The organism is Bacteroides sp. 90-K9/2 (assembly GCF_047310725.1).
Lineage (GTDB): Bacteria > Bacteroidota > Bacteroidia > Bacteroidales > Bacteroidaceae > Bacteroides > Bacteroides vicugnae.
In genome coordinates, this window is sequence record NZ_JBCGVL010000001.1 from 190,624 (window position 1) to 206,284 (window position 15,661).

The following is a 15,661-nucleotide window of genomic DNA, read 5'->3' on the forward strand; positions in this document are numbered from 1 at the left end:
TTAGAATGTCACATTTACACCAATAGTAAACTTACGCAAAGTAGGATAACTACCATAAGAAGTCATTGGATCTATAAAATTATCAGGATAAGGATTATAGAAACTAAATAAATTCTGCCCCGTCACATTGAAACGACAACTTTCAATACCTATTAATCTTGTAAACTTAGATGGTATACTATATGCAAGTGTCAAACGATTCATACTAACACGAGTTCCACTCACTCTCCAATATGTAGAATTCACACTATTAACACTACCCCATCTTAAGTTTGGATATTTTGCATTGCGATTAGCTTTTACAACCACATTCCCTGACGCATCAACTACATCATTATAAACGAACATATTATCTGTGTTCCAGAAAGATGGCATATTGGTATATTCCAAATCTGTATAAGAACTCGATCCAGAGCCGACCATATTGCCGATCTTAAGTGCTGATGTTGGAATAAAACTATATCCTCCCCAACTTGCGCTTATCTGTGCAGATAAAGAAATTCCTTTCCATTCCGCACTCAAATTGGTAGTGAAACCATAAGGGTTATTTCGGTTTGATAAACGAACTTGATCATTTTCATAACTTACAACTCCATCTGGTCCGGCATAGGTTCCATCAGTCTGTTCTGCACCACGAATATCTTTATAGATCAACATACCAGGCTTTACATTATCTTTGGTCATACCCATATATGATGTAATATTATATTTAGCAAAATATTCATCAATATCTTGATAACTGCGAAACATGCCAAGACACTGCATTCCCCATGTTCCCATATCCGTACGACTTCCCTCATGAATCTTCATATAACGTTGATTGGTTTCCCAGTCCATCATAAGCACTTTATTATCCGTATACCCTGTATTAACAGACACCTTATATTTAAAATCTTTCCCTATTCTATCTCTCCAAGTCACAGACAATTCCATACCATATGTATTTAACTCTCCGTAATTAAAATTCGCTGACTGTGTTCCTACCGTACCTGGAATAGAAGCAGAATATGGAAGTAACATTTCTCGATTCCACTCATAATAACCATCAATATTGAATGACAAACGATTATTCAAGACGTTGAAGTCCAAACCAAAATTTGCCTTATATGACTTATCCCAATGTGCATTACGGTTAACAGCAGAAATCTCCTTATTAATTGTTATATGATTACCAGCATTTGTTGATGTGTTGACACCAAATATAGGTCCTTTATCTTTATCAACTGCATAATTTTGCATCCATTGCCATGCTTTCGTATTATCTCGACCTGTCAAACCAAACGAAGCACGTACTTTCAAATAGTCGACCCACTTCACACTCTTCTTAAACCATTCCTCTTGTGATATTATCCAACCAGCAGAAACGGAAGGAAAAACACCCCAATAATTTTCAGGAGCAAACTTGGTTGATGCGTCTGAACGAAGCAAGAACTCTAACAAATACTTGTCAGCATATGCATAGTTCACACGACCAATATATGATAATGTTCCAGACTCCGCACGCTTGAATTCAGTAGTAGATGCACTATTATATTGAACAAGATTGGATTGTCCATTTGTAAATTCATAAGGATTAGTAACCTGTCCTACCAAATATTCACTTTCAGCCTCCGACTTTTCAATAGAGAATAAAGCACCTATATGATGATTACCAAAGTCACGGTTATAAGTTGCCGTAAAGTTCATCTGATAATTATCGGCACGACTCATCGTACGAGATAAATAGGGATCTCCACTGGCATTATTGATAGCAGAACCATTATTAGCAAGTAAGAAATTATTTTCTCCCAGTAACTCTTCATATAGAGATTCCTGTCCTTGAACAGGTGTATATAAATGATTTCCACTTCCTGCACGTTTGGACATATAATAAAGTTCATATGATGAACCATATTGATTATTTTTTGTTGAATTGATACTCTTTGAATAAGAGAATTTCAGTTTTAATCCTTTCAGCCATTTATTCCATCCAAAATCATATTCCAAACCGGCATTAATATTCATATTCGATGTTTCTGTCCTATTATAATCCCCTGCATTCTGAAGTAGAGAAAATGAATAATTCTGTGAAGAACTTATTTGCGAATTACTAATACCATAAGGCACAATTGGAATACCATTTACTTCTTCAGGAATATAATACGGACGAACTAATAAAAGATTATAGTCTTTCTCATCATTACTACCTCCTACCTTTACATTCGGTTTGTTTTTCTTTCCATAATCACCAGAAACCTGAAGACTTGCTTTTAACCATTTACTAATCTTCACATCAACACCAGCACGATAGTTCCAACGGTTATAATCCAAATTTCCTAGATTACCATCTTGATCAAAATAAGATATTCCCCCAAAATAATTAGCTCTTTCCGAACCACCGGTCATATTAATACTATGCTTTTGTGTCAATGCTGCTTTCCAATATTTATCCAACAGGTCGTAATTCAGCCCTCTCATTGCATTCAACTCATCTGCCTGAAATAAATCATTCTGCAAATTAATAGATACGTCAGTCGGATCAGCCGCACGCACGGCATTCCAAAGTTGACCATATTGATAAGCATTCAACATCTTAGCACGCGAAACTTCATCCACAACGCCAAAAGTTCCACTATATGAAATCTTAGGTGCACCTTGTTTACCCCTCTTTGTGGTTACCAATATAACACCATTAGCAGCACGGGCACCGTATACTGCAGCTGCAGCATCTTTCAAAACTGAAATACTCTCAATTACAGATGGGTCTAAATTATTAAATGCTGTTGCTCCCAAGTTTTCTGTCACATCACCAATCTTCACTTCTACCGGATAAATATACCCATCGATAACATATAATGGTTCTGAAGCTGTTCCACCAATATCTGATAAAACATCATTCTGACGAATGTTAATCCGTGCATTTTCACCAGGGCGTGCATCTCCACCACTAACACTTAGTCCATTTACCATACCACTCAATGTACTTGCCAAGTTACCAGAAGCAAGGTCCTGAATATCATCCATTGGCACAGTAGCAATGGCTCCTGTTAAATGCGCTTTTTTCTGTGTACCATAACCGACTACCACTACCTCATCCAACTGTTGAGTATCTTCTTTCAGTTCAATCTTAGTCTGCTTAAAATCTGATAATACCTGCGTTATATATCCTATATAAGATATTTCAACCTGTTTCCCTGATGGAACAACTACCATAAATTTACCATCCAAATCAGTTATTGTTCCAGTAGCTGTTCCTACCACTTTCACAGAAGCCCCAATGATAGGTTCTCCCGTCGTATCTACTACTACCCCCTTGAATGTCATGTTTTTCTGGGCCAAAGCAGGTAAAGCTATCACAAAAACCAGAAATATGCCAAGACACAATTTGATTATGTTATTATGTTTCATTATTATAGCATTATAATTTATACTTTATATTTATTTATACCAACGAGGATCACCACTTTTATTTTTTACAGCTTCTGCACCCTTAGGCTCAAAATTAACACCACCGTTAATTTGTGATAAGTCCAATTCCTGTAAGAAAGGACCTACGAACTCTGGGTCTTCAAGTGTAGCAAACGGATTTCCATTATCATCTTTTCGTCCTCCTGTATCATTACCGTTAGGAGTTCCACCATCAACTCCCCAAATAGTATTACCAACAGTTGATTTCTTATTATTACTTTGAAGATATTGATATAAACGATATACATCATAGAATATATTATATTCAACCTTCTGGGTTATTGAAGTCTTATCATTAGGTATATTATTACCAAAATCTTTATTTGAAAATGTTTTGCAAAATGTATTATTAATAATAATATGAGTTGAAGTATTATCGCTCTTTCCAAAATATTTCCAAGGTTGTGAGTTGTTTTGATAACGAATAAAATAAGCTGAACTATTTTTTACTAAATTATAGAATGTACAGTTCTTTATTGTCATATCTTTAATTGTACCTGTAGCACCATATAAATTAATAACCCCATTAGAACCAGAATTATTCATTTGTACGATACAATCCGTTATACGGAAATCACGTAAAGTCCATGGTTTCTTATTGCCATAAAGCAAGCTATTTTGTAGGTTTTTGATATTACATTCTTGAATAATTACAGGTTTATTGATGATATAACCATCTTGATTAGCTTCATCCTTATCATAACCTAAGCTCTTTATTGAGATCGTTTCACTTGGTTCCCCACTAAGAGTCAAAAAACCAGCTCCAGTCATTTCCGAGCAATCAAAATTGATAAATTTAATTTTCAATCCAGCTTGCGTTACCAATCCTCCATTAGCACCAATTTTTACTATTGGTCGATTCTCTTTATCAGTACTACGAAGCGTTATCACATTCAATCTAAAATCAACTACACCATTCAGGACATAAGCTTTACCAGCTTCTAAAGCAAAAGCTTGCTCTTTATCACTATCTTTCAATTGATTATTAATATACTCTGCTATATCTTCCCCTACAGGAATTGTTGTAGCAGGTACCAATGCTACATATTTAAAATCAGTGCTCTCTTGCGCTTCCTTATTATTCAGTTTTTCATTTCCAAGAGTCTTAATCTTTATTTTATAGGTGGCATCTTCCGTTTTCGTAAAAACGACAGACGAACCATCTACAATACTATCCTGCATCACAACTATAGGATTTTCTGCAGTTACTGTAGGATCTGCCGGATCTTCTATAAGAGATACATTAAGCAAATATCCTCCTGCTCCCATAACTACTGGCCATGTTATCTTTACACTTTCCGAGCCATCAGAGTTTGTCAAAGTTGAAAAGCTATTATCGTCGAGAATGGGCGATTCTAACTGTGTATTTGTCACACCTCCAGAAAAGGTTTCATTATCGTTAAAACCTTTAGCACAAGAAACAAATAAAAGAATTGCTGATAAGCCCCATAACTTCCCGGCAATCTTCATTTTAATCTTCATCTTACTCTTCATAGATTAAATTTTAATTTAAACAAAAATAATATATTATATCTTCAAAATCCAAAAGTTCTTTTTAAGGAAAGACGTACAATCAAAAAATATGTAATCACTTAAAAGGATAAAAAATAGATTTTGCGCTTTTTTCTCTCTCTCCTTGTAATATTAACTATATCATAATCATCCTCCTATCTTTACTGAAACACTTCTTTCAAATACTTAATATTCGTGCCATAATTCTTCTTCACGTTTCGTACATCATCCTTATCACGTGAACGTTCTACTACTAGCCATCCACTCCATCCCATCTTGTCCAAAGTCTTTTTCACCTTATTCATGTCCAATCGTTCATTAAAAGGTAGAGTCACTCCATCTGTATCCGTACAGTGAATCTGGCAAATATTCTTTTTCCCCAGAATTTTCAATTCCTTACATAAATCCCTTCCATTCTCCAATGCATTTTGAAATTTAAAATAGATCTTGATTCCCGGAGAATTAATTTCTTTCAGCAGTTTCACATCTCCTTTAGCATCCAGTTGAGTTTCAATGCCGATAACTACTCCTTCAGAAGCAGCCATATCTCCCATCTCCTTCAAACGTTTTACAACTTCAGTTCGAAGTGCCGGATTCTTTTCCCATCCAGTTTCGATTCCCCCCAAAGGAAGAAAAGCTACTTTAGTATTCATTACTTTCATTGCATGAAGGCAGTCTTGAACCAACTCTTTATAATTAGCACGTTCCAGAAAAGACTGCCCGTAGAAACCGGACATAGCAATGGAAGAAACCTCTAATTGATATTTTTGAGCAGTTTCACGAAACAGTTGCTGAAAATGAGGTTCCCGCAATTTGTTATCAAACATTTCTCTCTTGCCAAGGCCACCCATATCCAACTCAACGCCGTCACCATTCAATTCGTGTACCAATTGAAATGAACCGATTTTCTGACGCTTCAAAATCATCCAGTCACATACAGCTATTTTATAACGTTGTTCCTTTTGCTGCGATCCGGCAATCGCTAATAGAGGGAAACACTTTGCAAGTATTAATATCCAAAGGATATGTTTGAATAAATTTCTTCTTATTTTCATCTTATTGCCTACAATTTACATAGTAGACGTATGAAAGAGATTTTTGTAATCACCTATAAAACAGAGAATAACTATAAATGTGGCAGAATGTGGCCTAATGAAAATAAGATAATGACGGTATCCGGAAGAAATAGTGACGCTATCATAGCCGGATACCGTCACTATCCCGAGCATATGGCGTCGCTATTTTCCGAGAAGTAATAATAAAAGTAAATGTAAAAAAAATAGGCTGCCGGACCATAAAAGTCCGACAGCCCTGTCAACCCAAAAACGATACCTATGAAACACTGTGTGTTATTTCAATTCAAATTTTAAATATTTGCCGTGAACAAGTTCATCATGTGTGATATGATATTTATTGAACTTTTTGCCATTCAGCAGTACCTTATCAATATATAAAGTTCCTGGTTGAGTGCGATTAGCTTCAATAATTAGCTCTTTCTCTTTATACCATTTCGGATCTAACCGAATCGTTACCTTATTAAAAACCGGAGTCGTCAATGTGTATTCAGGCAGTCCGGGACAATCAGGATAAAAACCAATCATATTGAAAATAGCCCAAGAAGACATCGTTCCCGTATCATCGTTTCCCGGGATACCATCAGGTTTGGTAGTAAAGTACTTGTCTATTAAACGTTGCGTCTCTTTCTGTGTACGCCATTCTTCACCTTTAAAGTATGAGAATAAATGGGCATAAGCAATATCCGGTTCATTTGCCGGGTCATAAAGCCCTTCGTCAAAAACCATTTGTAGCTTATCAATAAAAGGTTTCTTCCCACCCATTAGTTTTGCCAGACCATACACATCATGTGGCACATAGAATGTATAATTCCAGGAATTACCTTCATGGAAACCGGGATTCGGTTCAAAGTTCTCTCCTTGTCTCGGATTGAACGGACTGTAAAATGTTCCATCAGGAAGAATCGGACGGAAAGTACCAAATTCTTTGCTATAATAATGTTTATATCCTAAAGAACGCTTGTAGAACATCTCTGCATCTTTCTTTTTGCCTAAAGCCTCTGCAAAACGGGATAGTGCAAAATCGGCAATATAATATTCCAATGCATGAGATACAGAATTGTCATACTGTTCGCGAAGGGGCACATATCCCTTGGACATATAATCATCATTATCGGGACGCATCAAGTTTTCCGCTCCCGGTAACGTAGCAGACTTGTACATTGCTTCATAAGCCAGATCAACATCAAAATCACGCAAACCTTTCATCCAGGTATCTACAATCACCGGAATACTCGGGTCACCTTCCATTGTCAATGTTTCCCTGCCATATAACTCCCACTTAGGCAACCATCCATGTTCACGATACATATCAAGCATTGTACGTACCATTTCCATCTGACGTTCCGGATAAACCAAAGTCAACAATTGATGAACATTGCGGTAAGTATCCCAAAGAGAAAAGACAGTATAGCGATCTCCTTTTGTTGTCAGAATCTTATCACTTTCCATTGCCGGATATTCTCCGTTTACATCCTGCAAAATATTAGGATGAATCAGCAAATGGTAAAGTGCTGTATAAAATACAGTCTTTTGAGCATCCGTACCACCTTCTACAGTTATACGTGATAAGTCATCATTCCATTTGGAGCGTGCTTCAGCATGAATCTGCTCGAAATTCTTTCCAGCCTGTTCACGATTCAGATTCAACCGGGCATTTTCTATACTTACAAAAGAAACTCCCATTTGTACTTCTACCTGTTCACCTTCTTCTGTGTCGAAGGAGAAATAAGTACCGATGTCATCTCCTGCTATTTCTTTTCCGTAGCGAGTATAAAGTTTATATTTTCCCTGATCCGGATCCCATTCAGCCTCAACACCCGTCATCGCACGTTGTTTCTTCCAATACCCTGTTGCAGAAGGGCTCTTTTTAACTCGTAATACAAAGTAAATAGGAAATACAGCTTGAGGGTTATAACAGAATGTACCAAGCAATTTGACTCCTTCCACCTCACAATCGCTTACACGACGAAGCATGGCACCACTCTCATTCGTTAATCCTTCACCTAAATTCAACAATATATGACTTTTTCCTTTTGGAAAAGTAAAACGGGCAATGCCGGTACGCGGAGTAGCCGAGACTTCCGTTTTTACATTATATTTAGTCAGATAATTAGAATAATAACCCGGTGAAGCCTGTTCATCCTTATACTTACTACCATATTCTTTATAATCCACATTCAATTCTCCGGTAGTAGGCATCAGCAATAAAGAACCTAATTCCGGACAACCGACTCCACTCAAATTCACATGAGCATATCCGGTAAAGAAACAGTTTGTATATTCATAAGGCGTAGACCACCACCGGGCGTCTTTATCATAGGTATTTTCAGAAGATCCCATCACATTGAAAGGAACCACAGACATCATACCATTCGGACAAATCGCTCCGGGATTGGTAGTCCCGAAATTAGTAGTTCCGATAAAAGGATCTACATAATCTATCAAAAGACTTTTATCCGTATTTTTTAGGGGAGGGCTTCCCCCTTCCCCCGCATAAGCGGAAAGAAGGGAAAAAGCAAGTGTGTAAGTTAATATAATACGTTTCATATCTTAATTAAATGATACTCGTTCGTTTAGTAAAATCGATAATCTCTTTTATATATCCGAAAGCCATACCTACCACCGTATCTGCTGCACCATAATAAACAGCCACACGTTCACCATCCTGCAAAGCAGCACAAGGGAATACCACATTGGGAACATCACCTTGAAGTTCATAAGGAGCAGCCGGACCAATCAGGTATTCACGTGTACGGTAAAGGACTTTTTCCGGATGATCTTTATCTAGTATAGCAGCTCCCATAGCATAACGGAAACCGTTGCAGGTAGTAATAACGCCATGATAAAACAGCAACCAGCCTTCGTCAGTGAGGAAAGGCACTGATCCTGCACCAATCTTCGTACACTGCCAAGCACTTTCCGGGAAAGGAGTCACTTTCATTACACAGCGATGTTCACCCCAATATTTCATATCCGGGCTATAACTGATATATATATCACCGAACGGAGTATGTCCATTGTCACTCGGGCGACTCAACATAGCATACTTGCCATCAATTTTCTGTGGGAAAAGTACGCCATTACGGTTGAAGGGCAGGAATGCATTCTCACATTGGAAAAATTCCTTAAAGTCAAAAGTGTATGCAATACCAATTGTAGGACCATGATAACCATTGCACCAAGTCACCCAATAGCGATCTTCAATCCATGTAACACGGGGATCATATTTATATTCCGACTCAATCATTTCTGTATTACCAGCCTTAAACTGGATAGGTTCATGATTGATATCCCAATGAATACCATCCTTACTGAAACCTGTGAAGATATTCATTTGCACCGCTTTGTTATCACAACGGAATACACCGGCAAAACCATCCTCAAAAGGAACAACAGCACTATTGAATATACTATTAGATGAAGGAATATGATAACGTCCGATAACCGGATTTTGTGAGTAACGCCACATAACGTCCGTACATCCGACAGGACGATCTTCCCAAGGAATTTGAATTTTATTCATAATCGTTATTTTTTATATTATTATTTTTTTGAATCATCATACGTGAAAGGGATGAAATAAGTAATCAGGAAAGCTGGAATAGTTGCAATTAATACATAAATAAAGAAATTTCGATACCCAAGCAAGTCGCTAAGATAACCGCTCACCATTCCCGGAAGCATCACTCCCAGGTTCATGATCCCTGAAGCAAATGCATAATGCGACATTTGATGTTTTCCTGGAGCAATCTGTTGCATCATAAACAACGTCAGTCCGACAAAGCCAAAACCATAACCAAAATATTCCATTGTTATACAAGTTCCGATTAGATATACATTAGTAGGCTGTGCAACTGCCAAAAAAGTATAGGCTACGAACGGAAGATTAAAAATACAACAGAGAGTGAATAGTGTCTTTTTCAGTCCGAACTTAGAGACATAAATTCCTGCCAACAATGAACCTAGAACGAAAGCTGCAGAACCAAAGATACCATTCAGCGTACCGATCTCGGTTAATGACAATCCTAAACCACCTACATCTCTTGAAGCACGCAAAAACAGCGGAGCTATTTTCATGATAAATCCTTCTGCCAGTCGATACAAGATAATAAAAGCGATGTAATAGAAAATATGTTTCTTAGTAAAGAAATTCCCTATTACTGCTATCAATTCTTTTTTTATTTCCGAAGTCGTCTTTTTAGTTGTTACGGGCACTTGTGTAGAAGGCAAGATTCTGATATGATAAATACCGATCAGTACCATTATTGCAGCAATCACGCCGAAAATAATCATCCATGCAGATGAATATGCCCCTTTATTAGCATCTATTGAAGCACCTTCTATCGCTCCAAAATGTTCTGCCAATGCTCCTGCCATAGCAACCAATCCTCCATTAGCGACCAATTTGGCTACATTATAAAAAGCACCTTGCACTCCGATATATTTTGCCTGATCTTCTTTGTTCAATTCAGCCATATATACACCATCACAAGCAATATCGTGTGTGGCTCCACTAAAAGCTATCACTGCCATCGTAGAGATACTTATAGCGAAAAAATAATCGAAGAACAAAGAAAAGGCTACTACTCCAAACAGTACACCGCTCAACAATTCTGTAATTAATACGAAGAATTTTTTCGTTTTATACATTTCAAGAAAAGGGCTCCACAAGAACTTCAATGTCCAAGGCATCATAATTAGAGAAGTCCAGAATGCAATTTGCGTATCCGAAATTCCCAGATCCTTAAACATGAAAACGGAAACCAAATTAATAGCAATAAAGGGAAGTCCCATTGCAAAATAAGCGGTAGGCACCCAGCAAGCCGGGCTAATAGTGTTTCGTTGAGAAGCAGTTTTATTCTGTTGCATAAATCATAGTATATAGATGAAAAAATCCATTTTTCTAACCCATCTATATATAATACAACTAAAAGGGGGAAACTACTAACGTCTCCCCCCTACTTTTTTTATTTTATTATCACTTCGTCTATAAAGAACCACGAAGGATGTCCTACACCGTAATGCCAAGTCGGGCATTCTTTCGTCCCGGTAACTTCTACTTTTACATAACGAGCTTTTACCGGTTCAACTGACTCTGCCTTGACTCCACGGAATTTCACCTCCCCCGTACGCTCTTCCGGCAAATCAATCGTTTTCCAATGTGTATAATGCTCACCGTCATCAGTATACGAATAAACCACCTTTAAAGGGAAAAGAATCCATGCCCCTATTTGATGAAGAAAATCCGTTTCCACACTATGTATTTCTTTCGTTTCACCTAAATCTATAACAAATGCACCATCCGTTCCTTCCCAACCAATCCAACTATCAACAAAGGTTGCTCCACCAAACAAACCGTCAACCAATGCAGTCTTTCCTAACGCTGCATATTTTCCGGTAGGGGGAGTTATATAAGTAACCTTTGCTCCCAAAGCCAGACTATTCTCCTTTTGTGGCATGTAACGTTCCCGATACAATTTACAGTAGTCTATCGGTGAATTGGAACGCTCATTCAAGGTCGGGACTTGAAACTCTTTCACACGTTCCTCAAAAAGATCCAACTTCTTATTTATATCTGCCAGGTCTTTTTCAGTCTCTGTCCGTGCGATCTCCAGTTCTGAATACTGAATTGGCAGACGCGCCCGTTGAACTCGCTTCAAGAAATCCGGCTCTGTTGCGACAGCCTTTTCGGCCAAATCAAATAAATGATTATAACGACGCATCAAAGCAGGCTTCAACATGCCATATTTATGTGATACAGGAGAATCATAAATCCATAATCTCTGTCCGCTACCTATTAATGCACCTTCCATAACCTTTATGTATTGATAAAGATGTGGCGCAGCTTCACCATAATATCCATGTAGGAAATGTTGCATCAAAGAATCTACATTAGCTTCGGGATTCCACATTAACTTCGATACTAAATAGGCACGAAGTTCGGCAAAATCTCCTCCCCTGCTCCCCGCTATTTGAGAGAAATGCATAGTGGCATGATTCTTCTTGAAAAGACGGATATTATCCTGTAAAATATGGAAGTTAGGAAAAGGGGCCAGATAATTATCAAAATTAATACCATAATCCCATACGAAAATATTATTGGTTATTTTAGACCATCCCTCCATAGCTTTCACAAATTCCTTTCCCGAAGCATTCTCTGTCAAGGTTACCTCACGGTCGCAGTCAATATCACACAACATAATATTCACATTCGGCAAAGGCTTCACATGCTTCGGTGGATTCATCGTATACAGATAAGCCAATGTAGAAAACTCCTTATCCGGAAAACGAGCTGCCAACTTATTCAGAAAAGTAATCACACTTCCCGATAGTGCCCCTTCATAATCATCAATTGCCTTACAATCATCACAGGTGCAATTCGTATAATTACCATCATTCTGACTAACGGACATGATATGTTTATCGGGATTAGCTTTGAAAATAGAGTCAACACGTTGAGCTACAATCTCAAAAACTTCCGGATTACTCAAACACCACTGACTGGCTTTTCCCGGATGACGTTTTCCTTTAAAATAAGAATAATACTCCGGATGTTCTTTCCCATAAACAGATGAAGGCAGAAGCTTGTCAAATGTATGTACCCAATAACCGGCAGCAAATACTTCATTTGGTTCCTCTAAACGATTCCACCACTTATAAATAGAATCTGTACGGATAGCATAACATTGTGTCTGACGATAACGAAAGGCCGGGTTTTCGACTTTATTAATCAAGGGCAAGGTCACCGTCTTTTGAGGAGTAAAAGAATATTCATTCTCTCCCCAATAATCGACTCCCAGATATTGTTCCAACAAAGTGACAACTCCATATACAACTCCTTTTTCTTTTCCTGATATCCTTAAAATACCATTTTGAGTAGAAATAGAGAAACCATCTTCCGTCACTGTTTGAGGAGTTTGACCGCCAATCAGTATATCTCCTTTTCGAGACGTTTTATCATATTCAATAGGAAGCCTGCTTTTCGAAATATGATAGAGAAAATGTTGTAAGAGCTCCGCTGATGTCTTACTATTTGGCATTTTGTCCTGCACAATAATACGAGCATTACTCTTGCCATCTTTTACTAGTGTTATTTGTGCTGAAACAGTACTACATACCATCAGCAAAACAGATAATAACCAATGTTTCATGTTTGTTAGAAATTAAGTTTATACGAGTATTTATTATAAATACAGTTCAGAAGAATAAAGTTCTAATAATTTATGAATACTTTAACATATAAAAAAAAGGATATGCCCTAAACTGGACACATCCTTCTCTTTTATATAAATTATTTACCTAGTACATTCTATTTATCAAATCTGATATTATGTTCCCACTTTTGAAGAGCACCATTAGAAGTTGCATCATGTCCGTTGCCTGTTGCATCTCTAAAGGAAGTGCCATCTCCTTCATCCATTGGCCAAAGAGCTATCAAATTCGGATTCTTAGGATTTACCTCAAAATACATATTGTTCACGATCTCCGATTCTGTACGCGCTACTTTCCACAGACGAACCTGGCTCATAGCACAATTATTACGGAAATAGCTACCACTATCAACTATTTTCATAAAATCAAAACGAACGTTTCCACCTTTTGGTGCAGGAGGATCAAAGAATGTATCTTGTTTTCCATTTCTATAAATAGTAAGTGTTGTTCCATTATAAACGAAAGCCCAATGATACCAAGTATTTGCCTCCAAATCACTAGCTGTTTGTTTCTGTCCTCCCAAGGACTTTATCTGTAGATAATTGTATGGTCTATTGGCATCCCCAAAACGGATATAAATTTCATGATCATTACTGCCGGATGTGAAAATAGCTTGGTTATTTATACTATAACCATCCATACGTACCCAAGCTTCCAATGTCCATGCATCCACCGTAATACCCCAATCTGTTTCAGGCAATGTTGTTACATTTCCGGCATTACCACGTAATACTGGAACAGAAACATTCAAAGGTTTTGCCAATACATAAATGAATCTACTCTGAACTTTTGATTTTGGAATATCACCTTTTAGAACATTTCCTAATGTGAGAGGAATGGCATAAGTGATACCATTAGTCACAAAATCATCTACATGAAGTCGATAACTGGCACTAATTTCACCTGCCGGAATCGTCACTGTAGCATTCTTCGGAAGCATATTTTCGGGCAACACTTCATATTCTGTACCGCTGGTTTCATTGTACTCGGCCAATAATTCAGGAGAGAACTGAATTTCCACTTCTACGTCTTCCTCAACTTTTTGGGCCAAACGCACGACAACGTTAATGTCTGCACCGTCATCCATAGTAACAGTAGTGGCAATGTCTGTACCAGCTGCATCTGTTATGTAAAGACTATTTGCCTGTACCTTGTATTCTGCATTCTCACATCCTGTAAGAAAGAATGCTGACAATACAATCATAAGACTTGATAAATAGATATATTTCATAATTTTCATTCTTATAAAATTCATTTAATCATTATTCCTCACTAACCGCATTCATGCGATCATAGAAATTTCTGTATATATTCGTAATTCCCTGGCGTAAGAAGTAATATTCCGGTGAGCCATCATAATCACCCTTACCCTGTGCATAGTCAAATCCTACCCTATAAAGACCACATCCGCCAATCAATTGATCTATCTCATAAGGTTTTCCATTAACAGTATAAGTACTTTTATATACGTAATTTGACATACCGAGGAATCCTCCTCCAGAATTGGCATAGGATTCAAAATTTTCGGTTGCTATGGTTCTGCGGACAATTTCATCCGGAGTGATAATCCCTTGCTGTATCCAATCATCCATATCACGTAACACTCCCGTCATTCTGTAATCTGCCATTCCACCATAAGCCTGCAATACAAAATAGTCTACATAATATGAAAGCCATTCTTTATCCATACCGGTTCGGATTCCGACCTCACCGTCAATTAAGAAAAGGAGACGTTTCTCTGGCATAGGACGGTCTCCACGATCGCGATTAGGATCCATAGCACCATGTCCAAACCAATAAGAGAGTTCCTCTACAAAGATGGTTCTCTGTACTTTATTTGACCAAAGCGGACCTACTCCCATTCCACCACCCGGTTCATAGTCCCAATCATAGCCATCATATCCACATTCGAGACAAGCTCTGTAAAGATCTTCGGCATAGGCTTTAATTGCAGGTCTTACTTTTTCCGGATCACTGCTAGTTCCGGCTTCGTGATAAATTTCTTTATCCGGAAGGTCATCGCCAATGTTTTGAGAAAATAAAGTAACGACCACCTTTGTACCTTTCACTTTTTGCACATATTCCATATCAGCCTTTCGTTCCGGAGTCAATTCAAATTTCGGATGTCCCCCCCAGTTGGAAGCAATGGTGACGGAATCAGGCAAACCTCTCAAGCTATTTTCACCGGTAGGAGAAGTTCCCGTCCAATTGTCGAACCATACAAACACTTGTGGAAGGCCCGGTGTCTCTTTCCATTTACGCAAAGCAGCAAAATATTCATCAGTCTTGACGGTTTGATTCAAATCAACATCATTAATAGATTCCACATCCGTACATCCAACGAAGAATGTTGCGGCAAATGCAAATCCTAATGCATTCTTTATATGCTTTATATTCATATTCTATATTTTATC

Annotated in this window: 10 protein-coding genes; 1 reads left to right on the plus strand and 9 read right to left on the minus strand. The window is 37.7% G+C overall.

The annotated features are described in order from the left end of the window. The 3 genes from AAHJ11_RS00605 to AAHJ11_RS00615 all read right to left on the minus strand — a co-directional run bounded on the left by AAHJ11_RS00605 (position 1) and on the right by AAHJ11_RS00615 (position 6,008). Entirely contained in the window at positions 1-3,387 is a 3,387-nt protein-coding gene (locus tag AAHJ11_RS00605; protein ID WP_195650373.1) for a SusC/RagA family TonB-linked outer membrane protein, read from the minus strand. Between the two features lie 30 nt (positions 3,388-3,417). Then, entirely contained in the window at positions 3,418-4,941 is a 1,524-nt protein-coding gene (locus AAHJ11_RS00610) for a DUF4992 family lipoprotein (protein WP_195650372.1), read from the minus strand. Positions 4,942-5,120: 179 nt separating this feature from the next. Continuing rightward, positions 5,121-6,008: a sugar phosphate isomerase/epimerase family protein gene (locus tag AAHJ11_RS00615; RefSeq protein ID WP_413579264.1), complete on the minus strand. Its 888-nt coding sequence runs from the start codon at positions 6,006-6,008 to the stop codon at positions 5,121-5,123. Positions 6,009-6,044: 36 nt separating this feature from the next. On the opposite strand from AAHJ11_RS00615, the gene AAHJ11_RS00620 reads away from it, so the two are divergent. Beyond that, the gene (locus AAHJ11_RS00620; protein WP_165860938.1) at positions 6,045-6,215 is read left to right on the plus strand and encodes a hypothetical protein; all 171 of its coding nucleotides are present in this window, start codon (positions 6,045-6,047) and stop codon (positions 6,213-6,215) included. 93 nt (positions 6,216-6,308) lie between these two features. Here AAHJ11_RS00620 and AAHJ11_RS00625 read toward each other — a convergent pair whose 3' ends face one another. The 6 genes from AAHJ11_RS00625 to AAHJ11_RS00650 form a co-directional block, all read right to left on the minus strand. Further along, positions 6,309-8,582: a GH92 family glycosyl hydrolase gene (locus AAHJ11_RS00625; RefSeq protein WP_148366784.1), complete on the minus strand. Its 2,274-nt coding sequence runs from the start codon at positions 8,580-8,582 to the stop codon at positions 6,309-6,311. 7 nt (positions 8,583-8,589) lie between these two features. Then, positions 8,590-9,558: a 1,4-beta-mannosyl-N-acetylglucosamine phosphorylase gene (locus AAHJ11_RS00630; protein WP_117933585.1), complete on the minus strand. Its 969-nt coding sequence runs from the start codon at positions 9,556-9,558 to the stop codon at positions 8,590-8,592. Positions 9,559-9,578: 20 nt separating this feature from the next. Beyond that, positions 9,579-10,904, minus strand: a complete 1,326-nt coding sequence (locus AAHJ11_RS00635) for an MFS transporter (RefSeq protein WP_195650371.1) — start codon at positions 10,902-10,904, stop codon at positions 9,579-9,581. 98 nt (positions 10,905-11,002) lie between these two features. Next, on the minus strand, positions 11,003-13,186 hold the full coding sequence (locus AAHJ11_RS00640; protein WP_413578903.1) for a DUF4838 domain-containing protein: 2,184 nt from the start codon (positions 13,184-13,186) through the stop codon (positions 11,003-11,005). A 158-nt stretch (positions 13,187-13,344) separates the two neighbouring features. Beyond that, on the minus strand, positions 13,345-14,478 hold the full coding sequence (locus AAHJ11_RS00645; RefSeq protein ID WP_148366787.1) for a DUF1735 and LamG domain-containing protein: 1,134 nt from the start codon (positions 14,476-14,478) through the stop codon (positions 13,345-13,347). Positions 14,479-14,509: 31 nt separating this feature from the next. Continuing rightward, entirely contained in the window at positions 14,510-15,646 is a 1,137-nt protein-coding gene (locus AAHJ11_RS00650; protein WP_148366788.1) for a glycoside hydrolase family 18, read from the minus strand. Positions 15,647-15,661 lie beyond the last annotated feature (15 nt).